We start from the raw sequence: 21,848 nt of genomic DNA on the forward strand, positions 1-21,848 counted from the left end.
GGTGAGGACTTACGCAATTGGTGCATAAGTCCCCATGCGTCAGAGACCGGCCGTGCTGTCAGTTCTCGCGCCTGTCCTGGCGCAGCAGGCGGCGGGCTTCATCGCTGTCAGCCGGGTGCTCGGCCCGTCGTTGAACCCGCCCGGCCTCCAGCCTCTGGGCTTGTCGTTCAAGTATGGCGGCCGGTCGCCTGTCTTCGCGTTGTGTATGGCGGCTTTCGCCCCGCGCTCGGTCCCGTCTATCTGCCCTATCATCGGTGTGACGTGCATCCCGGGCATCCCTGTAATCATGCCGCCGGCTCCGCCGCTCAGCGTTAATTTCGTCGCGTCTTCGGGCATCCCGGTGCCGCTCTTTGCGATTATCAACGCTATCGGACTGTTTCAGACGCCGCCTCAAGTCCGCCGCCCTGTGATCATCGTTGGCCGGGCGGTCTCGACGGATGTGCCTGTCCCGCCGGCGTTCCTGCTGGCGCCCGTCGTCCTGAACGTTGCGCTGCTGGCTTCTGGGGCGTTGCAGCGATGAGCCGCGATCATATTGGTTACGGTCATAGCGGTCATAGCGGCGATGATCGCCGTCCCGGTCATCGCGCTGACGCCAGCGATTGCTGTCAGAACGGTAACGCTGGTGGTGTTGCTGGTAATCCCGGTAAGGCTTGTCGCGATGCGCTTTCACGCGCACGCGGTGATCGTGATGCAGCCGGTAATGCCGTGGCAGTGTGCGGGTGCGGACCCAGCGGTGATTATGCTGGTAGTAATAGTGGCCGGAGTGGATATTGAAATAGATACCCACGCTTGGATAGAAATAAAAGTCATCGTAGAAGCTGTCGTTATAGCCGTGGCTATAGCCAGAGTCGTAATGCCTGACCGTGCCGTCGGTATGGTAGGTACAGGCACTCAGCACCGTGGCTGCTAACAGCGTCAGTATCTTCAATATTCGGGCTGACATGGGCCACCTCCGGTGTTATCAGTTATGTAGAGCAACCTCCGTCTCCCGGGAAACCGGGTACTTTTCTGAGCCTTGATCCATTATTCAAAACCCGCTCCCGCAAGGGCGCTGTGAATGCTGCAGGTACATCTCGCACCATTAGCGGGTTATACCTATTAAGACAGTGAACAACTGAATCTATGCTGAAAAGTAGAAACAGCGGATTTTCTGGCATATCGGTGTGGGGTGGGTTTGGGGTGCTGGTCCGGTTCTTGCTGCACATAGCGTCATTTTCTATCCGGCAAACAATGGGTTGTGAAGCGGTGCTTTATTGAGTTTCAGGGAGAGTGATGTGAATCAGATCGATCAGCGCTTGCGTAGCGAGTATGCACGAATGCCACCGCAGGAACGCAGGCTGGCAGACTTCATTATGGATCACCCGGAAGACCTGCCGCTGTTCAACAGCGCGGAACTTGCCAGGCTCTGCGGTGTTTCCAAGGCCACGGTGAGCCGGCTGTTCAAGCGCCTGGGGTTCAACTCGTTTCGCGAAGGCCGGCAGATGTTCCGCCAGTTACGCCAGCAAGGTGTGCCAATTGCCGAACCGAGCCGTGCGGGGGGTAGCTTGTTCGAGCGCCACCTGGAGCGGGAACTAGGCAACTTGCAGCGCCTTTACAGCCAGCTCGACCCTGTCCAGCTGACCGAAATCGTCGAGGCGCTGGGTGCAGCGCGGCAAGTGCTGGTGGTCGGTTTTCGCAATAGCTATCCGGTGGCACTTCACCTGCGTCAGCAGCTGTGCCAGGTGCGAGAACAGGTGCGGGTTGCGCCGCAGCCGGGCCAGACACTGGGAGAGGAGCTGAGCGATCTCGGTAGCGGGGACCTGGTTGTGCTGTGCGGCTTTCGGCGTCGTCCGCATGCCTTTCCGGCTATCCTGCAAACCTTGCAGCAGCGCAAGGTTCCCGTCGTGCTGCTGGCCGACGGCTCGGCGCGTACGTTGTCCGCCCAGACCAAATGGTGGCTGGAATGTTCGCTGGACAGCTTGTCGGCTTTCGATTGTTACAGCGGCGCAATGAGCCTGGTGAACCTTATCGTTAATTTGCTGCTGCACCAGCAGCTGGCCGTCGGCCGCGCCCGTATTGCACAGATCAATCAGTGCTATGAACAGCTTGATGAGCTTTCTATGGATCTGCCTGATTCATTTGTCTGAGCCGTTTCAACCAGGGTCCGGCATTTGCGGGACCGCCTTGGCGCTGGGTATTCGCACGTTTCATCCGTTTCAGCGGGTCCGTTGAACGGCGCTCTACTGGTGCTCCGCAGTGTGCTATGCACCAATTCAGTACCTTGTTGTCAGCTTATATTCCCGAAATAGCGTCGAATTAATATCCTATCTATCTGTTTATAAATGTTTTTTTATTTTCTGGTCTATTGGTTGCAATAACTGGCTTAGATGAAACAAAAGTAACGATTCATATTGGCCGTTCAACAATGAGGTACAGATTAGTGAAAAAACTGATGAAGCAATGTGCAGCTGTGATGGCGGGGCTGATGTTGAGCATGACAACCCTTAACGTGATGGCAAGCCAGCTGGATGATGTCGAGCAGCGTGGTGTGCTGCGTGTCGCGGTGCCGCAGGATTTCCCTCCTTTTGGTTCGGTGGGGGCGGACCTGCAGCCCCAGGGCTATGACATTGACATGGCGGCCTACCTGGCCAAAGGCATGGGTGTGAAGCTGGAACTGGTACCGGTGACCAGTGCCAACCGCATTCCCTATCTGCAGACCCGCAAGGTTGACCTGGTGATTTCGAGCCTGGGCAAGAACCCGGAGCGGGAGAAAGCCATTGATTTCTCCCGTGCCTATGCACCCTTTTTCCTGGGGGTTTTCGGGGCCGAAGAGGTTGCAGTCAGCGCGCCGGAACAGCTCGTCGACAAGGTGGTCGGGGTGACCCGTGGCTCGGTCGAGGACATGGAGCTGAGCAAGCTGGTCACCGGTGACACTGATATCAAGCGCTTCGAGGACAACAACACCACCCTGTCGGCTTACCTGTCAGGTCAGGTGGATCTGATCGCTACCGGCAACCTGGTGGTGGCCATCATCGCAGAACGCAATCCTTCGCGTCAGCCGGTGACCAAATTCCTGCTCAAGAACTCGCCCTGCTATATCGGTGTGCACAAGGGTGACGTTGCTCTGCTGGAGAAGGTGAATTCGCTGGTCGATGCCGGTATCGCCGATGGAACTCTGGAGGAACTGTCCATGAAATGGCTCAAGGCGCCGTTGCCGGACAACCTGAAAGGCTGAGGTTGAATCATGGATTATCAACTGCAATTCGCCGAACTGCTGCCCTATACGAATGAATTGCTGCACGGGTTTTGGACGACGATCTGGTTGATGCTTGTCACGACGCTGCTGGGGTGCCTGTTGGGCATCCTGGGAGCAGCGGCACGGAGCAGCCGGCAGGCGTTGCCGCGAGCAGTGGCCGGCATGTATGTCGAACTGTTCCGCAACACGCCCTTTATTGTGCAGCTGTTCTTTGTCTTTTTTGGCTTGCCTGCGCTGGGTTTCAAGCTCTCGGCGATCGAGGCGGGTCTGCTGGCACTGATTATCAACCTGGGAGCCTACAGCACCGAGATTATTCGTGCCGGTATTCAGGCGACCCCGTCGGGACAGCTGGAAGCCGCGCGCACACTGGGTCTGAGCAAGTTTCAAACCTTCTTTCGAGTGGTCATACCGCAGGCACTCGAGCGTATTTACCCGGCGCTGTCCAGCCAGTGCATTATCGTGATGCTGGGGTCGGCCGTTGTTTCACAGATTTCTGTCGAAGAACTGACTTTTGCCGCCAACTTTATTCAGTCCCGTAACTTTCGCAGTTTCGAGGTCTATCTGGTGACTGCATTGATGTATCTGCTGCTGGCTATCGGCATGCGACAGCTGTTCCGGCTGGCCGGCTATTACGCCTTTCCGCGGCTGAGGAGGAACTGATGGCGTTACTGACTGATTGGGATATTGTCCGCAACCTGTTGCTGGCGGCACGCTGGACCATCGCACTCTCGCTGATCGCTTTTGTCGGGGGCGCCATTGTCGGCTTGCTGCTGACGTTCCTGCGTGTAAGTCGGCGCACCCCGCTGATCTGGTTTACTCGACTGTACGTTGAGCTGTTTCAGGGAACCCCGCTGCTGATGCAGCTGTTCCTGGCATTTTTCGGATTGTCCATGCTGGGGATTGAAGTGTCCGCCTGGACTGCGGCGGCGCTGGCGCTGACGCTGTTCAGCAGCGCCTTTCTGTGTGAAATCTGGCGTGGTTGCATCGAGTCTATTCCGCGAGGGCAGTGGGAAGCCGGCCGCTGCCTGGGGCTCGGTTATCTCGAACTGATGCGCTACGTGATCCTGCCCCAGGCATTGCGCGTGGCGATTGCACCCACCGTCGGCTTTTCGGTGCAGATCGTCAAGGGTACGGCGCTGGCCTCGATCATCGGTTTTGTCGAGCTTACCAAGGCCGGCACCATGCTGAACAACGCAACCTTCGAGCCGTTCAAGGTGTTCGGGCTCGTGGCCCTGATGTACTTCCTGCTGTGTTATCCGCTGTCAAAGGCCAGCCAGAACCTGGAGAAAAAGCTGCATGTCTCTCGTTAATATCGATGCTATTCACAAATACTATGGCGAAAATCATGTGCTCAAGGGCGTGGATCTCAAGATTGCCGGCGGCGAGGTGGTCTCCATCATTGGTCGCAGTGGCTCCGGCAAAAGCACGCTGCTGCGCTGCATCAATGGCCTGGAGGAGTACCAGCAGGGTGGAATCGTCGTCGACGGGCTCGAAGTGACCAGCGATGACCGGCAGGTGCGCAAGCTGAGCCGCAGTGTCGGCATGGTGTTCCAGAGTTTCAATCTCTTTCCCCACCTGACCGTTGGTCAGAACGTCATGCTGGCCCCCAAGCTGGTGCTCAAGGCGAAGGCCGATGAGAACGAGGCGACGGCACGGGAAGTGCTGGCCAAGGTCGGGCTGGCGGACAAGTTCGACAGTTTTCCGGAGCAGCTGTCCGGTGGGCAGCAGCAGCGGGTGGCCATAGCCCGTTCACTGGCCATGAAGCCCAAGGTACTGCTGTGCGACGAGATTACTTCGGCGCTGGATCCGGAGCTCGTGGGCGAGGTGCTTAAGGTGCTGGAGCAGTTGGCGGCCGAAGGCATGACGCTGATCCTGGTGACCCATGAAATGAATTTTGCCCGGGATGTGGGGGATCGCGTGGTCTTTATGCATCAGGGCAAGGTCTGGGAAACGGGGTCGGCAAAAGACGTGCTGGCAAATCCGCAGACGCCGGAGCTGCAAAGTTTCATGAGTGCGGTACTGTAAGCAAGCGCGTTTGGGGCGTTTTGGCGTGCTGACTCAGAAGGCATGCCAGAGTACGGCGAAGTAGTGACAGGTGGTGCCCGCGATGACACACAGATGCCAGATGAAGTGCCCGTACAGCAGGCTGGAATCGAGCACAAAAAACAGCACGCCAACCGTATAGGCCACACCGCCACCGACCAGCCAGGCGAGGCCCGAGCCTGACAGGGCTTCGCTCAGTGGCTGGATCACCAAGACAATGAGCCACCCCATGAGCAGATAGAGCCCGGTGGAGAATATCGGATGGGAGAGTCGCTGGGTGACCTTCAGGATTACGCCGGCTAACGCCAGCGTCCAGATTACGCCTAGCAGTATCCAGCCCCAGAAGCCATTCAACACGCCAAGCATAAATGGCGAGTAGGTGCCGGCAATGAGCACATAGATTGCGGAATGCTCGACAATGCGAAACAGGCGTTTGGCTTTTCCGTGCGGTAGCGCGTGGTAGACGCTGGATGACAGATAGAGCAGCACCATGCTGAGGGCAAACAGGCTTGCGCCAATAACATACCCGGTATTGGCCTGATCAAGGGCCTGGGCAATCAGTACGGGGCCGGCGATCACGGCTGCCACCAGGCCCAGGCTATGGCTCAGGCTGTTGGCCAGTTCTTCCCCCCGCGATTGCTGTCGGCCGGGAATGCAGGGCGGATTTTGCATGTGTATGCTCCCCCGATTTGAGTTACTCAGCTTTTGCTGTGTGCTGTGTGTGCCAAGTCACGTGTCAGTTACTAGTCTAGTTCAGTACGGCTTTCAATATGCCTGAATAAATTGGTGCGCCATCGGATCTGATTTGGTGCATGTTGCTTAATTTTGCTCCGTGTTGGTGCGAAGGTGGTGCCGTCAGCCATGCGGATGGCAGAGAAAACTACCTCGGACGTTAGCTTAGAGTGCATTTTGACAGTTGGCTCGGATTGGTCTGGGTATTGCATACAATATTGTCACAGATATTTTCGGTGCAACGCGGTCGCGGGCTTCTGGCGCCGGGCCGCCCATTTTTCACCTACGTTGATGGGGTTCCTGCATGGAATTAACACCACGGGAAAAAGACAAACTGCTGCTGTTTACCGCCGGCCTGCTGGCGGAGCGCCGCAAGGCGCGGGGGCTCAAACTGAACTATCCGGAAGCGGTGGCCTTTATCAGTGCAGCCATTCTGGAGGGGGCCCGTGATGGCCGTACCGTGGCTGAATTAATGGATTTCGGGCGCACGCTGCTTGGAGTTGATGATGTCATGGATGGTGTGGCAGAGATGATTCACGACGTGCAGGTCGAGGCGACGTTTCCCGACGGCACCAAGCTGGTCACGGTGCACGATCCTATCGTTTAGCCGGGTTCTTAATACCTAATTGGCAATGCGGGTCGATGGTCAGCGATCTGCGAAGGAGGTTTCATGATTCCAGGCGAAATGAAAGTCATGCCGGGCGATATCGAATTGAATGTCGGTCGTCCGGTCGTCACGCTCAAGGTGGCCAATACGGGCGATCGCCCCATCCAGATAGGTTCCCACTACCACTTTTTCGAAGTCAACGATGCGCTGCAGTTTGATCGCGATCAGACGCGGGGTTTTCGCCTTAATATCGCCGCCGGCACCGCCGTGCGTTTCGAGCCGGGACAGAGCCGTACCGTGGAGCTTGTGAGCTACGCAGGGGACCGCAAGGTGTATGGTTTCCAGGGCAAGGTAATGGGGGATCTGTGACAGTGAACATGATGAAAATATCACACCCGACAAGCCTTGCAGCGGTGGTTTTACCCCTCGGGTCCAGCGCTTCAAGGGGGCTTTGCTGATGGCTAAAATTTCAAGACAGGCCTACGCGGAAATGTTTGGCCCTACCACCGGAGATCGGCTTCGCCTGGCGGATACCGAACTCTGGCTCGAGGTCGAGAAGGATTTCACCGTTTACGGCGACGAAGTGAAGTTCGGTGGCGGCAAGGTGATTCGTGATGGCATGGGGCAGGGGCAATTCCCCAGCCACATGACCATGGATCTGGTTATCACCAATGCACTGATCCTGGATCACTGGGGTATCGTCAAGGCGGATGTCGGTATCAAGGCTGGCCGTATCGCCGCCATCGGCAAGGCGGGTAACTCCGATGTACAGCCCGGCGTCGATATTCTGATTGGACCGGGGACCGAGGTGCTTGCCGGTGAGGGGCAGATTCTCACCGCCGGTGGCATCGATTCCCACATTCACTTTATCTGTCCGCAGCAGATCGAAGAGGCGCTGACCTCCGGCATTACCACCATGCTGGGCGGCGGTACCGGGCCTGCGACCGGGACCAACGCCACCACCTGTACGCCGGGGCCCTGGAACATGCACCGCATGCTGCAGGCCGCGGATTCGCTGCCCATGAACATCGGCTTTCTGGGCAAGGGCAATGCCAGCCAGCCCGAGGCGCTGCGCGAGCAGGTGGCAGCCGGCGCAATCGGTCTCAAGCTGCACGAGGACTGGGGCACGACGCCTGCCTCGATCAACTGCGCGCTGAGTGTGGCCGAGGAAATGGATGTGCAGGTGGCGATTCACACCGACACCCTGAACGAATCCGGCTTTGTGGAGGAAACCCTCAAGGCGATCGGCGGGCGCACCATCCATACCTACCACACCGAGGGCGCCGGTGGCGGTCATGCGCCGGACATTATCAAGGCCGCGGGCTATGCCAATGTGCTGCCATCATCGACCAACCCGACCCGGCCCTACACCGTCAATACAGTGGATGAACACCTGGACATGCTGATGGTCTGCCATCATCTGGATCCCAGTATCGCCGAGGATGTGGCCTTTGCCGAGTCGCGCATTCGTCGCGAGACCATTGCGGCCGAGGATCTGCTGCACGACCTGGGCGCCTTCTCGATGATTTCGTCCGACTCCCAGGCCATGGGGCGAGTGGGGGAGGTCATCACCCGCACCTGGCAAACAGCCCACAAAATGAAGGTGCAGTTCGGCAGTCTGGCCGGTGATCCGGCCGGTCATGACAATGCCCGCCTCAAGCGCTATGTCGCCAAGTACACCATTAACCCGGCGCTGGCCCACGGTATTGCCCATGAGGTGGGTTCCATCGAAGTGGGCAAGCTGGCGGACCTGGTGCTCTGGCGCCCGGCATTTTTTGGCACCAAACCCAGTGTCATTCTCAAGGGCGGCCTGATCGCCGCGGCGCCCATGGGGGACCCCAATGCGTCAATTCCGACACCGCAACCGGTACATTACAGGCCCATGTTCGGTGCCTACGGCGGCGCCTGTCACGCCACCTCGATGCTGTTTATGTCTCAGGCCGCGATAGCCGCCGATGTTGCCGCGCAGGTGGGCCTGAAAAGTCTGGTCGGCGAAGTGCGTCATTGTCGCAGCGTGACCAAGAACGACATGGTGCATAACAGTTATCAGCCTGTGATCGAGGTGGATTCGCAAACCTATCAGGTGCGTGCCGATGGGCGGCTGCTGGTGTGTGAGCCCGCCGCGGTACTGCCAATGGCGCAGCGCTATTTTCTGTTCTGATCGCGAACCTGCGCCGGGTTTTATTTGACCTGCGATGACGCCCGCGCCCGGCAAGAGCGCTGGCGTCGAACGAGACACAAGGGATATTCATGATTCATCTGACCAAAGTGCTGAACGCGCCGCAGCCTCACACTGCAGAGCTGCGTCTGCCCATCGACAAGCGCATCAAGAGTCGGTTGCGCGCCGAGCTTGAAGATGGCCGCGAAGTGGGGCTTTTCCTGCCGCGGGGCCTGACACTGCGCAACGGCGATCTGCTGCAATCCGATGACGGCCTGGTGGTGGTCCGTATCGTCGCGGCGCCGGAGCCTGTGTCCACGGTGCGCAGCAACGATGCCCTGGCACTGGCGCGGGTGTGCTATCACCTGGGCAACCGTCATGTACCGCTGCAGGTGGAAGCCGGCTGGGTACGCTACCTGCACGATCATGTGCTGGATGACATGGTGCGCGGGCTTGGGCTGGACGTGCTGTTCGAACAGGCACCCTTTGAGCCCGAAGCCGGTGCCTATCAGGGAGGCTCCCACAGCCACTCACACAGCCATGGTCATGGCCATGAGGATGGCGGCCATGCCGCGCACAGTCATTCGGAACACAGTCATTCGTAGCGGGGCTCTTAACGCACCTGTTCACTGAATTGTATTGCTATCAAGGAGTTGTACCCATGAAAACCTCACACAAGGCTGCTGCCGCAGCGCTGGCCGCGCTGACATCCCCCCTGGCTCTGGCCCACACCGGACATGACATGGCGGGTTTCGCCGCCGGCATGCTGCATCCGCTTACGGGACTGGATCACCTGGCGATGCTGCTGGGCGTCGGCGCACTGGGGGCCGGCCAGGCGCTTCGCGCCCGTGCGGGCATGTATGGTGCAGCACTGGTTGCGCTGTTTGGCGGCGCGCTGATGGGGCTGGCAACCGGCTGGGCCGGCGGCATTGAACTCATGATCGGCTTGTCGCTGTTCGTGGTGGCAGCAGGCCTGTGGTTCGGGCGCGGCAAAGCCCTGGCGCTGGTGGCCTCGGTCGTACTGGTCCTGTTTCATGGCTGGGCACATGGGCTTGAAGTAGCGCCGGCCCAGATGGCGGCATTCCTGCCGGGCATGCTGCTCAGTGCCTGCGCGCTACTGGGTGCGGGGTTTGGGCTGGGTCGCCTGATAGCGCCCAAGTCACTGGGTGCCTGCGGTGGTCTGGCGGCCGTTGCCCTGGCTCTTTTTGCCTGAGGTCGGTTGATGCTGCCGGATCTGCGCCTCTATCAGCTCACAAGCCCATCATTGCCGGTGGGCGCTTTTACCTATTCGCAGGGGCTTGAATGGGCCATCGAACGGGGCTGGGTCAGCTCGGCCGATAGCCTGGGCGACTGGCTTGAAAGCGTGCTGCGACACAGCCTGGTGACGCTGGAGTTGCCGTTGCTGAATCGGCTATACCTGGCATTCCAGCAACAGGATGCATCCCGGGTGGATGAATACTGCCAGTGGCTGCTGTGCTGTCGGGAAACCCGCGAACTGCGCCAGGAGGAGCGCCAGCGCGGCGCAGCGCTGGCGACCCTGCTGCCGAACCTGGGCGTCGACATTCCGCCAGCGCTGGAGGACAGTGTGCGCAGTACCCAGCTGGCCGGCTTCGCCCTGGCATCAGCATGCTGGGACATCCCGCCGCGGGACGCATTGCTGGGCTTCTGCTGGAGCTGGCTTGAAGCCGGCGTGATGGCCGGGGTCAAGCTGGTGCCGCTCGGCCAGACGGCGGGACAGCAGTTGCTGTTGCGCCTGTCCGAGGCGGTGCCTGCAGCGCTGGATCGCGCGCTGGAGATTGATGATGATCATATCGGCAGCTCCACCCCGGCCCTGGCGATTGCCAGCAGCCGGCATGAGACCCAGTACACACGGTTATTCCGCTCCTGACGGAAAGTAACCCGTTTTTTAGTTTTTCGAGGACGAACAATGAGCGATTACAAATCTCCGCTGCGTATCGGTGTTGGCGGCCCGGTGGGTTCCGGCAAGACGGCACTGCTGGAAGTGCTGTGCAAGGCGATGCGGGACGACTACAACATCGCCGTCGTGACCAATGATATCTACACCCAGGAAGATGCCAAGATACTGACGCGGGCAGAAGCGCTGGCGGCCGATCGCATTATCGGTGTCGAAACCGGTGGCTGTCCGCATACCGCGATTCGTGAAGACGCCTCCATGAACCTGGCGGCGGTGGAAGAACTGGCGCGTCGGCACAAGTCGCTGGATGTGGTCTTTGTCGAAAGCGGTGGTGACAACCTCAGCGCCACTTTCAGCCCTGAGCTGGCGGACCTGACCATCTACGTTATCGATGTGGCCGAAGGGGAGAAAATTCCGCGCAAGGGCGGTCCCGGCATCACCCGTTCCGATCTGCTGATTATCAACAAGATCGACCTGGCGCCCTATGTAGGGGCGGATCTGAACGTAATGGATCAGGACACCAAGCGCATGCGCCCCGGCAAGCCCTATGTGTTCACCAACCTCAAGCTCGGTACCGGGCTGGAAGAGATCATCGCCTTTATTGTTAAGCAGGGCATGCTCGACGCAGCCTGAGGTCGGGCCCATGCAAAAAAGTCGAGCCCGGGCATGCCCTGGCTCGACTTTTTTATTTTGCTTTCGAATGGTTACCTTTTTTCTGCTTCCACGTCGGCTGAGCGGGTCTGCGGGCGGGGCGTGGCTTTAGTGCCGCGCATCCAGCGATGGTAGCGGCCCACCCACTGCAGCAACCTGTGCGGGGTGTGGGCGCGTTTCCATTCTCCGGCGGCGTATTTGTTGGCTTCGCTCAGGGTCGGGTAGATGTGTATGGTGCCCAGAATCTTGTTCAAACCCAGCCCCTGCTTCATGGCCTGAACATATTCCGCCAGCAATTCGCCGGCATGGGCACCCACAATGGTGACGCCCAGAATGCGATCCTTGCCGGGCACGGTCAGTACTTTTACAAAGCCTGCTTCCTCGCGTTCGGTGATGGCGCGATCCAGCTCCTTCATTTGGAAGCGGGTGACTTCAAATGGCACCTGCTGGCGTTTTGCCTCCTGTTCGTTAAGACCGACGCGGGCGACTTCCGGGGACGTGAAGGTACACCAGGGAATCACGCGGTTGTCGACTCTAAAATGGTGCAGGCGGCCGAAGAGTGCGTTCACCGCTGCATACCAGGCCTGGTGGGCGGCGGTGTGGGTAAACTGATAGCCGCCGGTGACGTCACCCACGCCAAAAATAGTGGGTATGTTGCTGCGCAGATAATCATCCACCTGCAGGGCGCCGCGCGTGTCGAGTTGTACGCCAACCTCTTCCAGCCCCAGGCCGCTGGTATTCGGTGTGCGACCCAGTGCCAGCAGCAGCGTATCGAACTCGATATCTGTTTCCTGACCGTCATGTTCGCATATCAGCCGGTGCGTGCCGTTGCGGGTTTCAAAACGGCGCATGGCATGGCCTGTCAGTACCTGGATACCCTCCGTTTCAAAACGCTGCTGAATCAACGCGGCGGCATCTGAATCCTCGCGCGGCATCAGCCGTTCGCCTCGCAGTACCTGGGTGACACTGGCACCGAGGCGGGCAAAGGCCTGACCCAGCTCGCAGCCGATAGGGCCGCCGCCCAGCACGAGCAGGCGACCTGGATGCGTGCGCAGCGTCCAGATGGTATCCGAGGTGTAGTAAGCGATCTGGTCGAGCCCCGGGATATCCGGTATTTGAGGCTTGGCGCCGGTGGCGATGACAATGTTGCGGGTGGTCAGGCGCTGGCCGTTCACTTCCACTTCGTACGGCGAGATCACCCGGGCCGCTCCGCTGATGCACTCCACACCCAGATTGGTGTATCGCTCGACAGAGTCATGCGGTTCAACCTTGCGAATAATATCCTGCACGGATTCGAGCACACGTGCGAAATCCACCTCGGGTGTGACGCCGGGAATCCCCACTGCATCGGCGTTGCGCATGTCCTGCACCCGCTGCGCAGAACGGATCAGCGCCTTGCTCGGCACGCAGCCGGTATTCAGGCAGTCACCGCCCATGCGATGTTTTTCAATCAGTGCCACTCGCGCCTTCACGGCGGCGCCAATGTAGGTGCTGACCAAACCGCCGGCACCGGCGCCAATGGCAATCAGGTTGTAGTCATATTGTGCGGGTTTGGGAAAATGGCTCAGGGCGCGCTGCTGTTTGATGCTGTCGAGGATCTTGCGTGTCAGCAGCGGGAAAATACCCAGCAGCGCGAAGGAAATCAGGATGGCGGGTGACAGGATGCCCGACAGGCTTTCCAGCTGTCCCAGCTGCGTACCGGCATTGACGTAGACCAGCGTGCCGGCAAGCATGCCAGCCTGGCTGACCCAGTAAAAGGTACGGGCCTTGATGGGGGTCAGTCCCATCAGCAGGTTGATCATGAAAAACGGAAACAGCGGTACCAGGCGCAGGGTAAAGAGGTAGAAGGCACCATCGCGTTCCACGCCGCGATTGAAGGCACCGAGCTGGTTGCCAAAGCGATTCTGCACGGCATCCTGAAACAGATAGCGTGACACCAGAAATGCCAGGGTGGCGCCAATGCTGCTGGCGAAAGACACCAGTACCACAGCCGTCACCAGGCCAAAGAGCGCACCGGCAGCCAGGGTCATGATGGCGGCACCGGGCAGCGACAGCGCCGTGACCAGCACGTAGAACATGAAGAACAGTCCCAGTGTTTGCAGCGGATTGTGCTGGTAATAGTCGTTAAACTGCCCCTGGCGGGCCTTGAGTTCAGTCAGGCTCAGGTAGTGTTGCAGGTCGAAGGCAAAGAACAGCGCGATCAGCACTGCAATAACCATGATCAGGATGAGTTTGGTGTTTTTCATGGTGCGTGCCGTCCTCGTGCAACAATCCGCTGCGTATGGTGCTTCATTGTGCAGAATAAACTGAACTCAGGGTGAATGCAGAGTAGGGCAGTGCTGGCATTCTCTTGATGCAGGGCAAGTTTACGCCGGTGTGCACGGCCTATACTGAAGGCAATGCATTGGGCGAATACTGATGAATACCGAGCAACTGTTTGATCACAGCCTGGAGCGCGTACTGGCCCGCCAGCGGGACGGCAAGGCATTTTTCGAGGCCTTTTACGATGCCTTTATCGCGGCCTCGCCCGAGGTGGCGGAAAAGTTTCGCGACACGGATATGGAGCGTCAGCGGACGATGCTCAGGAAGTCCTTCTATCACCTGCTGAGCTTTTATGCATCCAACGATGCCGATTATTACCTTCACCGGGTGGCAATCAGCCATAATCACCGTCATTACAATATTCGGCCGCACCTCTACGACCTTTGGCTTGAAACACTGATTGCGACCCTGTGGCGTTTTGACGTCCACTGTGACGAAGCCACCGAGCTTGCCTGGCGCCTGATCATGGCGCCCGGCATCGTCTACATGAAGTTTCATTATGAGCGCGACGCCATCGTCGGGTCCTGACGAGGCACCGGTGCCCATGGCTTGAGCAACCGCAGGCGCGGCGCCGCGCCGCGAATGGGCAGGGTGCCGGGGGAGTTCGCAACGGGGCGTTGCTCCTACGAAAGAGACCCGGTGCCCATGGCTTGAGCAACCGTAGGAGCCGCGCCACGCGGCGAATGGGCAGGGTGCCGGGGGAGTTCGCAACGGGGCGTTGCTCCTATGCAAGACGCCCGAAGACCGGGCTCCCATCGGCACAGACGTCTCTTAATTCTTGATCAGAAGAATCACCAGCGTGCGGGGCCCGTGAGCGCCCATCTGCAGCTTCTGTTCGATATCGGCACTGCGTGAAGGGCCCGTAATCAGGTTGACGGTACGTGGCATGGCGCCATCGGTGGCACTGCGCAGGCGCTTCCAGGCTTCTTCATAGACCCCCACGATGCGGGACTCATGCAGGATCACCAGGTGATTGTCCGGCAGGAAGTTCAGGGTCGTTGGGCTTGTGGCGCCGGAGTAGAGCATCAGGGTGCCGGTCTCGGCGATACCGGCAAAACTTCCGGTCAGGCTGGCCAGGTCCCCGGACTGGGCAACGCGCTGGGTACGGGCAATGTCGCCCAGTGCCGACCAGTCCAGGGCTTGCAGTGCCGGGTCACTGGCGCACACCAGCTCCGGTATCTGATGCTGCTCCAGCCATTGGGCGATGGCGGCGGGCGCCTGCTCGATGCTGTCCAGTTCAATCAGTTCGGCGGCAGCCTCCAGCGCCATGGTCTTGAACAGCGCGACCTGCTCGGGTTGTGGGAGCTGGGCACGGCGCGGAATCAGGTTGTCTGCCCGGGCGTCGAGCCGCGCCATGACGGCGGCGCGCTGACTGGCTGAGGCCTCGCCACGTTTCAGGCCACGACGAATGTTGTTCAGAATTTCGGCCTTGCTCATGACTTTTTCTCCTGCCGTGGGTGCTGCTGTTCTCGCTGCTGCGCTTGCCATTGCTGCATAAAGGTTTTGCCGCTGGGGGCGGGCATGTCGCGGCCGTCTGTCCAGCCACCGCCCAGTGGCAACCGGTGGATACGGCCTTTCTTGCCCCCCAGCAGGCGCAATGCCAGGTTGGAGCCGCGGCTGAGCCAGCGATATAGCGTGGGCCTTTTGGCGAAGAATGCCCAGCCGCCGATGCCAACGCGGACCGCCCTGGGGCTCAGGTGCTGTTCGAATTCCTTTTCGCGCCAGTGGCGCATGAGTTTGGGCAGCGGTATGTGTACCGGGCACACTGATTCGCACTTGCCGCAAAAGGTGGAGGCATTGGGCAGCAACGCCGCCTTGTCGATGCCGATCATCTGGGGCGTCAGCACCGAACCCATGGGGCCTGGGTAGACCCAGCCGTAGCTGTGGCCGCCCACGGCTCCGTACACCGGGCAATGGTTCATACAGGCCGAACAGCGTATGCAGCGCAGCATGTCCTGAAGCTCGCCGCCCATCATGTCGCTGCGGCCATTATCGACCAGCACCACATGAAAGTTTTCCGGCCCGTCCTGGTCGCCGTCACGCCGCGGACCGCTGGACAGGGTGTTGTAGACGGTAAATTCCTGTCCGGTGGCGGAGCGGGCCAGCAGTCGCAGGAACAGGGTCATGTCCTCCAGTGTGGGCACCACCTTTTCGATGGAGGTGATCACGATGTGGGTTTTCGGCAGCGTCTGGGTCAGGTCGCCATTGCCTTCGTTGGTGACGATCAGGGTCGATCCGGTTTCAGCCACCAGGAAGTTGGCGCCGGTGATGCCCACATCGGCCGCGACGAACTGCTTGCGCAGCATTTCCCGCGCTTCTCGCATCAGCACCGCCGGATCATCGGACTTGGGTCGGTGGTGATGCTGGTGAAAGGCTTCGGACACGTCTTCCAGGTTCAGGTGAATGGCAGGGGCAATAATATGGCTGGGGTGGTCGCCGCGCAGCTGCAGAATGTACTCCCCCAGGTCCGTCTCCACCGGGGTGACGCCGTTCTTTTCCAGGTAGTCGTTGAGGTTTATTTCTTCCGACACCATGGACTTGCCCTTGGTCACGGTCTTTGCGTCCACCTGGCGGCAGATGTCGAGGATGGTTTTGCAGGCATCGTCGCTGCTGCGGCACCAGTGTACGTGACCGCCTTGTTGCTGCACCTTGCTCTCGAACTGCTCCAGGTAGATATCGAGATTTTCGAGGATGTGGTTTTTCAGGTCGCGGGCTTCATCGCGCAGTGCATCGAATTCCGGCAGCCGTGCCACGGCCTGGGCGCGCTTGACGGGAAAGCCGGCCTTGAGGTTGCCAAGGGCTTTTTGCAGGCTGGCATCCTTGAGAGCGATGCGGGCGTTTTGCTTGAAAGAGGGGCTGGTAATCTGCATGGCGTGGGCTCCGCGTCACAGTTGCTTGGCAAGGTCGAAACGGGCGCTGTCGGGCTCGCCAGCGCAGAGTTTGGCCGCTGTGCCTGCTGCAGGCCGGGCGGCTTCGCTTGAGTCAGGTTTGGCATGTCTGCCGGAGGCCGGCTCCGCGATCGCGGCCAGGCCCGCCGTGCCTGCAAGTATTTCCACCACGTGGCGCGTCTGGATGTCGTGACCCTGACGCTTGAGCTTGCCGGCCATGTTGAGCAGGCAGCCAAGGTCGCCCCCTACCAGGGTGCCGGCGCCGGTCGCCGCGGTATTGGCCGTCTTGTTTTCGACCATGCGGTTGGATATTTCCGGGTATTTCACGCAGAAGGTACCGCCAAAGCCGCAGCAGGTTTCGGATTCGTCCATTTCATTGAGCTGCAGCCCGGTCACGGCACCAAGCAATGTGCGTGGTTGTTGCTTGATGCCCAGTTCGCGCAGGCCGGCGCAGGAGTCGTGGTAGCTGATTTGGCCGTTGAACTCGCTTTGCACGGCACTGAATTTGAGTACATCCACCAGGAAGCTGGTGATTTCAAAGGCACGGGCTTTCAGGTCCAGTGCCCGGGCGTGCCAGGGGTCGGAGGTCTCGAACAGTTCCGGATAGTGGTGCAGCATGCCGATGCACGAGCCGGACGGACCCACGACATACTCGTAGCCATCAAAGGCTTCAATGGTTTGGCGGGCGATGTCCCGAGTACTGCTACGGTCGCCGGAATTAAAGGCGGGCTGGCCGCAGCAGGTCTGGCGTTCGGGCACGGCTACGGTGCAGCCAGCCTGTTGCAGCAGGTTGATGCTGGCAAAGCCTATTTCGGGTCTGAACATGTCTACCAGGCAGGTGACGAACAGGGCGACCTGGGGTGAGCGCTCGGCGTTGGGCATGAAAAGTACCTGTTATTTTTGATGCGCGATGGCGGGGCATTACTCCCGAAAGCTGGATGAACAATAGAAGCCGGTGGTAAAAAAGGAAATGCTACACTGTTCACTGGTCTGACCAAGCGCGGAGTGAAACAGGATGAGTGAACCGGACAAGGTGCAGCAGCTGCTCGCTCAGCTCAGGCGCGGCATTGTCGCAGGGCATTATCTGCCGGGTGAGCTGCTGCCCTCGCAACGCAGCCTGTCCGAGGCCTGTGGCGTTTCCCGTGCCACGGTGCGCGCTGCCATAACGCAGCTGGAGCTGGACGGGCTGATTCAGACCCGCCACGGCGATGGCAGTCGCTGCATGAACCTGCTTGAGCCACACTTCGAGATGCCGTTGGGCGGGGTGGGGGATAACCTGGGCTTTCAGTTGCAAGTGATGGAAATGCGTGCGGCGCTGGAAGGCGAGGCGGCCTACAACTGTGCTCTGCGTGCCACCGAAGCAGAGCTGATCGCCATTGAAGGCGAGTACGAGTGCATGATGTTGCGCAGCGAAGGCCAAACCACCCTCGGCAAGGCCAAGGCGGATCTGAAGTTTCACATGATGATCGCACAGTCGAGTCACAACCTGTTGCTGATTTCATTCAGCCAGCTGTTCTACAGCCGCTACTTCAATGCCATATACGGTGTGCTCAACCGTACCCTGAAGCGCAACGCCCGTTACCCCGATGGCATCCGTGCACAGCACACGGGGATCTATCAGGCGCTGATGGCGCGAGATGCCGACCAGGCCAGGCGCCTGGCCACCGAACACATTCTGTTTACCCGCCAACTGCTGGAGCACGGCGAGTAGGTTGTGCAAGCCCATTGCCACAGCCCGGGTATTTTTTATCCCGCTGCCTGCCCGTGAACAATATGAACAAAATGCCCGCAATGGTTTGAAAACCCAGTATCTCCGCAAACTGGTCAGGTAGTGGCCGGTTGCCTACTCTGCATCTGTCCTGTTTTGATCGGTTGTGCTTGCAAGGCACAGAACAGCAACAACAGGCACAGAATCGACAACACAGCGGTGCCGCCTGGCGCAGCTGATTACAAAAAGAAAGACGGAGAAAATCTGAATGAAATTCCCTGCAGTCAAAACGCTTATTGCCACAGCGACCTTCGCCCTCGCGGCTCAAGCCAGCGCATTTGAACAATCCCGTACCGCAGAATGTATCGCACCGGCAAACCCGGGCGGTGGCTGGGACTTCACCTGCCGCAGCGTGGGCAAGGTGCTGGCGGACCTGGGGTACATTTCCGGCAACGTCCAGACCGTGAACATGCCGGGTGCCGGTGGCGGTGTTGCATTCGCCCACACCATTTCCAAGCGTGGTGATGACAGTGCCCTGATCGTTGCCGCCAGTACTGCCACGACCACACGTCTGGCCCAGGGTCAGTTCGTGGGCATGGATCTGGACATGGTGCGCTGGGTGGGTGCCCTGGGTGCCGACTATGGCGTGATTGCCGTTTCCAAGGACTCTCCCTACCAGACACTGACCGAACTGATGGATGCGCTGAAAGCCGATCCCACTGCGGTCAAGTTCGGTGGCGGCAGTGCAGCCGGTGGCTGGGATCACCTCAAGGTGCTGATTGCAGGGCGTTCCGCCGGTATCGAAAAGGCCAACCTGCCAAAGGTCAAGTACCTGGCGTTTAACGGTGGTGCCGAAGCCATTACCCAGGTTGTGGGCGGTCACATTGAAGCCTTTACCGGTGATATTTCCGAAGCCCAGGGCTTTATGGAATCCGGTGACCTGAAGGTGCTGGCCGTACTGTCCGAAGAACGTCTGCCGGCACCGCTGGATGGCATTCCCACTGCTCGTGAGCAGAACATCGAGGCTGTTGCGCCCAACTGGCGTGGGTTCTATGTACCCAAGGGCGTATCCGATGAAGCCTACCAGTGGTGGGTCGACACCATGGACAACGTTTACACCAGCGATAACTGGCAGGACGTGATGCAGAAAAATGGCCTGATGCCGTTCCACAAAACCGGCGCTGATTTCAGCACCTTTGTGAAAGGCCAGGTTGATAGCATCAAGGAAATCTCTACCGAAATCGGATTGATTAAATGATCGGGGATCGAATCCTCGGTATAGCGCTGCTCCTCCTGGCCGTTGTTTACGGCTGGGAGGCCGCCATGTTTCCGGAACCCTTTGGCGGATCCGAGGCTGTCGGGCCGGAAACATTCCCGCTGATCCTGTCCGTAATACTTGGACTGAGCAGTATCTATTTGCTGGTACGTCCGGATGAAGACGAAGAATGGCCGCATATGAAGATGCTGGCTGAGCTGGGCTTTGTCCTGCTGGTACTGGCGGTCTTTACGCTGATGCTGCAACCGGTCGGCTTTATTCCCGCGACCACTCTCATGGTCAGCGTGTTGTGCTGGCGCATGGGTGCCAAGCCGTTGCCCTCCGTTGTGACCGGGGTGGGCAGTGCCGTTGTCGTGTACGTGCTATTCAATTTCCTGCTTGAGCTGCATCTGCCGGCTGGGCTTTTGAAACTGGGCGGGGGAGCTTAACTGATGGAAACGTTAAACTTTCTGCTGCAGGGCTTTGCCGTCGCGCTGACGCCCGAGAACCTGATGTTTGCCGCGATCGGCGCAATCCTGGGCACCATCATTGGTGCGCTGCCGGGCCTCGGCCCTGCCAATGGTGTCGCGATCCTGATTCCGCTGGCCTTCAGTCTCGGCTTGCCGGCGAGTTCTGCGCTGATTCTGCTGACCTCGGTGTATGCCGGTGCCATGTATGGCGGCCGTATTTCCAGTATTCTGCTGAATATTCCGGGCGATGAGCCCGCGATGATGACCTGCCTCGACGGCTACCCCATGGCCCTGAAAGGCAAGGCGGCCGAAGCGCTGGCAATTTCGGCGATCGCGTCCTTTATCGGCAGCCTGCTGGCGACCGTCGGCCTGGTGATTCTGGCGCCGGTGCTGGCCAAGTTCGCGCTGCGCTTTGGCCCTGCCGAGTACTTCGCGCTGTTTACGCTGGCGTTTGCGACCCTGGGTGGCATTACCGGCAAGAACCAGGTCAAGACTGTTGTGGCGGCCTGTCTGGGGTTGATGATTGCGACCATAGGGGTGGATATTACCACCGGCAACCAGCGTTATACCTACGATATTCTGGAGCTGTACGAAGGGGTTGATTTTATCATCGCCATCGTCGGTCTCTTTGCCATCAGCGAGCTGCTGTTCTTTATTGAAATGCACGCCGGGGAAGGCTTCAAAAAGGTCGCCCTGAACAAGCTCAAGCTGAGCATGAAAGACATTATTCAGGTGCTGCCGACCAGTTTGCGCGGCTCCATACTGGGCTTTATTGCCGGTGTTCTGCCGGGTGCCGGTGCATCGCTGGGCAGCTTCCTCAGCTATACGATGGAGAAAAAGGTCGTCGGCAAGAACGGGACCTTCGGTGAGGGCGATCCTCGCGGTGTTGCTGCGCCGGAAGCGGGCAACAATGCTGCCGCCAACGGTGCCCTGGTGCCCATGCTGACCCTGGGCGTGCCGGGTAGCGGTACCACCGCGGTGTTGCTGGCCATGCTTATCTCGCTGAATATTCAGCCGGGCCCGATGCTGTTCACGCAGAACGCAGAACTTGTGTGGGGCGTGATTGCTGCGCTGTTCGTCGGCAACCTGATCCTGCTGCTGCTGAACATTCCGATGATCGGCATTTTCGTCAAGCTGCTGAGCATTCCGCCCAAGTACCTGATGCCGGTGGTGACCCTGGTCGCGTCGGTGGGCATCTTCGCCATCAGCAACAGCCCGCTGGATCTGTACTTCATGATCGGCTTCGGCCTGCTGGGTTACCTGCTGCGCAAGCTGCACATTCCGCTGGTGCCAGTCATTCTTGGCATGCTGCTGGGCCCTGAAATGGAAAAGAGCCTGCGTCACGCCCTGACTATTTCAGACGGTGACTGGACCATTCTCTGGAGCAGTGGCTTGTCTGTGGGCATCTGGGTGGTTGCGATCACAGGTCTTGTTCTGCCGTATATCGTTGGCCCCGTTCTGCGCCGCCGTATGGCCGCTGCTCAGGACAAGGAGCACAGCATCGTCGACTGATCGGACAAAGGCAGTGTCTGGCCCACCTTGGCCCGGCGCTGCTGTACAAACCCCATGCGGGCAGGAAGGGCCTTCCTGCCAGTGTGTTTTCACCGCCTTCGGGCGGTTTTTTTATGTACAGGATGTACGGTATGCCGCGGGCGCATGGATGCGCAGGAGCGGCGGATACACGGACGTACTTATCCTGCGGGCCCATGGATGGGCAAGAGCAGGGTTTGTACATGGACGTACTTATCCTGCGGGCCCATGGATGGGCAAGAGCAGGGTTTGTGCAGGATGTATGGTATGCCGCGGGCCCATGGGCCCTTTATCGCTCCTGCATAAATTGCATTCACTACATCCCTGTAGCTCA

Annotated in this window: 23 protein-coding genes; 17 read left to right on the forward strand and 6 right to left on the reverse strand. The window is 59.3% G+C overall.

Annotation, left to right across the window (positions count from 1 at the left end):
• Positions 1-58 precede the first annotated feature (58 nt).
• Positions 59-943, reverse strand: coding sequence for a hypothetical protein (locus F451_RS0115470; protein ID WP_026291804.1), 885 nt, complete (start codon positions 941-943; stop codon positions 59-61).
• A gap of 331 nt (positions 944-1,274) precedes the next feature.
• Here F451_RS0115470 and F451_RS0115475 point away from each other — a divergent pair, with 331 nt between their 5' ends.
• From F451_RS0115475 to F451_RS0115495, 5 genes are all read left to right on the forward strand, one after another.
• Positions 1,275-2,126: a MurR/RpiR family transcriptional regulator gene (locus F451_RS0115475; RefSeq protein ID WP_020682300.1), complete on the forward strand. Its 852-nt coding sequence runs from the start codon at positions 1,275-1,277 to the stop codon at positions 2,124-2,126.
• Between the two features lie 305 nt (positions 2,127-2,431).
• The gene (locus F451_RS0115480; protein ID WP_040879974.1) at positions 2,432-3,214 is read left to right on the forward strand and encodes a transporter substrate-binding domain-containing protein; all 783 of its coding nucleotides are present in this window, start codon (positions 2,432-2,434) and stop codon (positions 3,212-3,214) included.
• A gap of 9 nt (positions 3,215-3,223) precedes the next feature.
• Positions 3,224-3,895 (forward strand): amino acid ABC transporter permease, encoded by a 672-nt coding sequence (locus tag F451_RS0115485; protein WP_020682302.1) that lies wholly within the window; start codon positions 3,224-3,226, stop codon positions 3,893-3,895.
• Complete coding sequence (locus F451_RS0115490) at positions 3,895-4,545, forward strand: amino acid ABC transporter permease (RefSeq protein WP_020682303.1); 651 nt, start codon at positions 3,895-3,897, stop codon at positions 4,543-4,545. The genes F451_RS0115485 and F451_RS0115490 overlap by 1 nt, the downstream gene beginning before the upstream one ends.
• Positions 4,532-5,260 (forward strand): amino acid ABC transporter ATP-binding protein, encoded by a 729-nt coding sequence (locus F451_RS0115495; protein WP_020682304.1) that lies wholly within the window; start codon positions 4,532-4,534, stop codon positions 5,258-5,260. Before F451_RS0115490 ends, F451_RS0115495 begins: the two co-directional genes overlap by 14 nt.
• 33 nt (positions 5,261-5,293) lie before the next feature.
• Here the strand turns inward: F451_RS0115495 and trhA are convergent, their stop codons facing one another.
• Positions 5,294-5,950, reverse strand: coding sequence for a PAQR family membrane homeostasis protein TrhA (gene trhA, locus F451_RS0115500; RefSeq protein WP_020682305.1), 657 nt, complete (start codon positions 5,948-5,950; stop codon positions 5,294-5,296).
• 364 nt (positions 5,951-6,314) lie between these two features.
• Between trhA and ureA the strand changes: the two genes are divergently transcribed.
• The 7 genes from ureA to ureG all read left to right on the forward strand — a co-directional run bounded on the left by ureA (position 6,315) and on the right by ureG (position 11,323).
• Positions 6,315-6,617, forward strand: coding sequence for an urease subunit gamma (gene ureA / locus F451_RS0115505; protein WP_020682306.1), 303 nt, complete (start codon positions 6,315-6,317; stop codon positions 6,615-6,617).
• A gap of 63 nt (positions 6,618-6,680) precedes the next feature.
• Positions 6,681-6,986, forward strand: a complete 306-nt coding sequence (locus F451_RS0115510; protein ID WP_020682307.1) for an urease subunit beta — start codon at positions 6,681-6,683, stop codon at positions 6,984-6,986.
• A gap of 88 nt (positions 6,987-7,074) precedes the next feature.
• Complete coding sequence (gene ureC / locus F451_RS0115515) at positions 7,075-8,778, forward strand: urease subunit alpha (protein ID WP_020682308.1); 1,704 nt, start codon at positions 7,075-7,077, stop codon at positions 8,776-8,778.
• An 89-nt stretch (positions 8,779-8,867) separates the two neighbouring features.
• Positions 8,868-9,380: an urease accessory protein UreE gene (ureE, locus tag F451_RS0115520; RefSeq protein WP_020682309.1), complete on the forward strand. Its 513-nt coding sequence runs from the start codon at positions 8,868-8,870 to the stop codon at positions 9,378-9,380.
• A gap of 56 nt (positions 9,381-9,436) precedes the next feature.
• Complete coding sequence (locus tag F451_RS0115525) at positions 9,437-9,988, forward strand: HupE/UreJ family protein (RefSeq protein WP_020682310.1); 552 nt, start codon at positions 9,437-9,439, stop codon at positions 9,986-9,988.
• Positions 9,989-9,997: 9 nt separating this feature from the next.
• Entirely contained in the window at positions 9,998-10,663 is a 666-nt protein-coding gene (locus F451_RS0115530; protein ID WP_020682311.1) for an urease accessory protein UreF, read from the forward strand.
• Positions 10,664-10,702: 39 nt separating this feature from the next.
• A complete protein-coding gene (ureG, locus tag F451_RS0115535) occupies positions 10,703-11,323 on the forward strand; it encodes an urease accessory protein UreG (RefSeq protein ID WP_020682312.1) in 621 nt (206 codons plus the stop codon).
• A gap of 71 nt (positions 11,324-11,394) precedes the next feature.
• Here ureG and F451_RS0115540 read toward each other — a convergent pair whose 3' ends face one another.
• Positions 11,395-13,587 carry an FAD-dependent oxidoreductase gene (locus tag F451_RS0115540; RefSeq protein ID WP_020682313.1) on the reverse strand — a complete coding sequence of 731 codons (2,193 nt, stop codon included), beginning with the start codon at positions 13,585-13,587 and terminating at the stop codon, positions 11,395-11,397.
• 172 nt (positions 13,588-13,759) lie between these two features.
• Here F451_RS0115540 and F451_RS0115545 point away from each other — a divergent pair, with 172 nt between their 5' ends.
• Positions 13,760-14,191: a globin gene (locus F451_RS0115545; RefSeq protein ID WP_020682314.1), complete on the forward strand. Its 432-nt coding sequence runs from the start codon at positions 13,760-13,762 to the stop codon at positions 14,189-14,191.
• Positions 14,192-14,434: 243 nt separating this feature from the next.
• Here F451_RS0115545 and F451_RS0115550 read toward each other — a convergent pair whose 3' ends face one another.
• From F451_RS0115550 to F451_RS0115560, 3 genes are read right to left on the reverse strand one after another with little or no spacing between them, the layout of a single operon-like run.
• Positions 14,435-15,100: a LutC/YkgG family protein gene (locus F451_RS0115550; protein WP_020682315.1), complete on the reverse strand. Its 666-nt coding sequence runs from the start codon at positions 15,098-15,100 to the stop codon at positions 14,435-14,437.
• Entirely contained in the window at positions 15,097-16,533 is a 1,437-nt protein-coding gene (locus F451_RS0115555) for a LutB/LldF family L-lactate oxidation iron-sulfur protein (RefSeq protein WP_020682316.1), read from the reverse strand. Before F451_RS0115555 ends, F451_RS0115550 begins: the two co-directional genes overlap by 4 nt.
• A gap of 15 nt (positions 16,534-16,548) precedes the next feature.
• A complete protein-coding gene (locus tag F451_RS0115560) occupies positions 16,549-17,433 on the reverse strand; it encodes a (Fe-S)-binding protein (protein ID WP_020682317.1) in 885 nt (294 codons plus the stop codon).
• Positions 17,434-17,566: 133 nt separating this feature from the next.
• Here F451_RS0115560 and F451_RS0115565 point away from each other — a divergent pair, with 133 nt between their 5' ends.
• The 4 genes from F451_RS0115565 to F451_RS0115580 all read left to right on the forward strand — a co-directional run bounded on the left by F451_RS0115565 (position 17,567) and on the right by F451_RS0115580 (position 21,496).
• Positions 17,567-18,262: a FadR/GntR family transcriptional regulator gene (locus tag F451_RS0115565; protein WP_020682318.1), complete on the forward strand. Its 696-nt coding sequence runs from the start codon at positions 17,567-17,569 to the stop codon at positions 18,260-18,262.
• Between the two features lie 265 nt (positions 18,263-18,527).
• On the forward strand, positions 18,528-19,517 hold the full coding sequence (locus F451_RS0115570) for a Bug family tripartite tricarboxylate transporter substrate binding protein (RefSeq protein WP_020682320.1): 990 nt from the start codon (positions 18,528-18,530) through the stop codon (positions 19,515-19,517).
• Positions 19,514-19,963 (forward strand): tripartite tricarboxylate transporter TctB family protein, encoded by a 450-nt coding sequence (locus F451_RS0115575; protein WP_020682321.1) that lies wholly within the window; start codon positions 19,514-19,516, stop codon positions 19,961-19,963. Before F451_RS0115570 ends, F451_RS0115575 begins: the two co-directional genes overlap by 4 nt.
• A 3-nt stretch (positions 19,964-19,966) precedes the next feature.
• Entirely contained in the window at positions 19,967-21,496 is a 1,530-nt protein-coding gene (locus tag F451_RS0115580) for a tripartite tricarboxylate transporter permease (protein ID WP_020682322.1), read from the forward strand.
• Positions 21,497-21,848 lie beyond the last annotated feature (352 nt).

This window comes from Marinobacterium rhizophilum DSM 18822, assembly GCF_000378045.1.
In the GTDB taxonomy this organism is placed as follows: Bacteria; Pseudomonadota; Gammaproteobacteria; order Pseudomonadales; family Balneatricaceae; genus Marinobacterium_A; species Marinobacterium_A rhizophilum.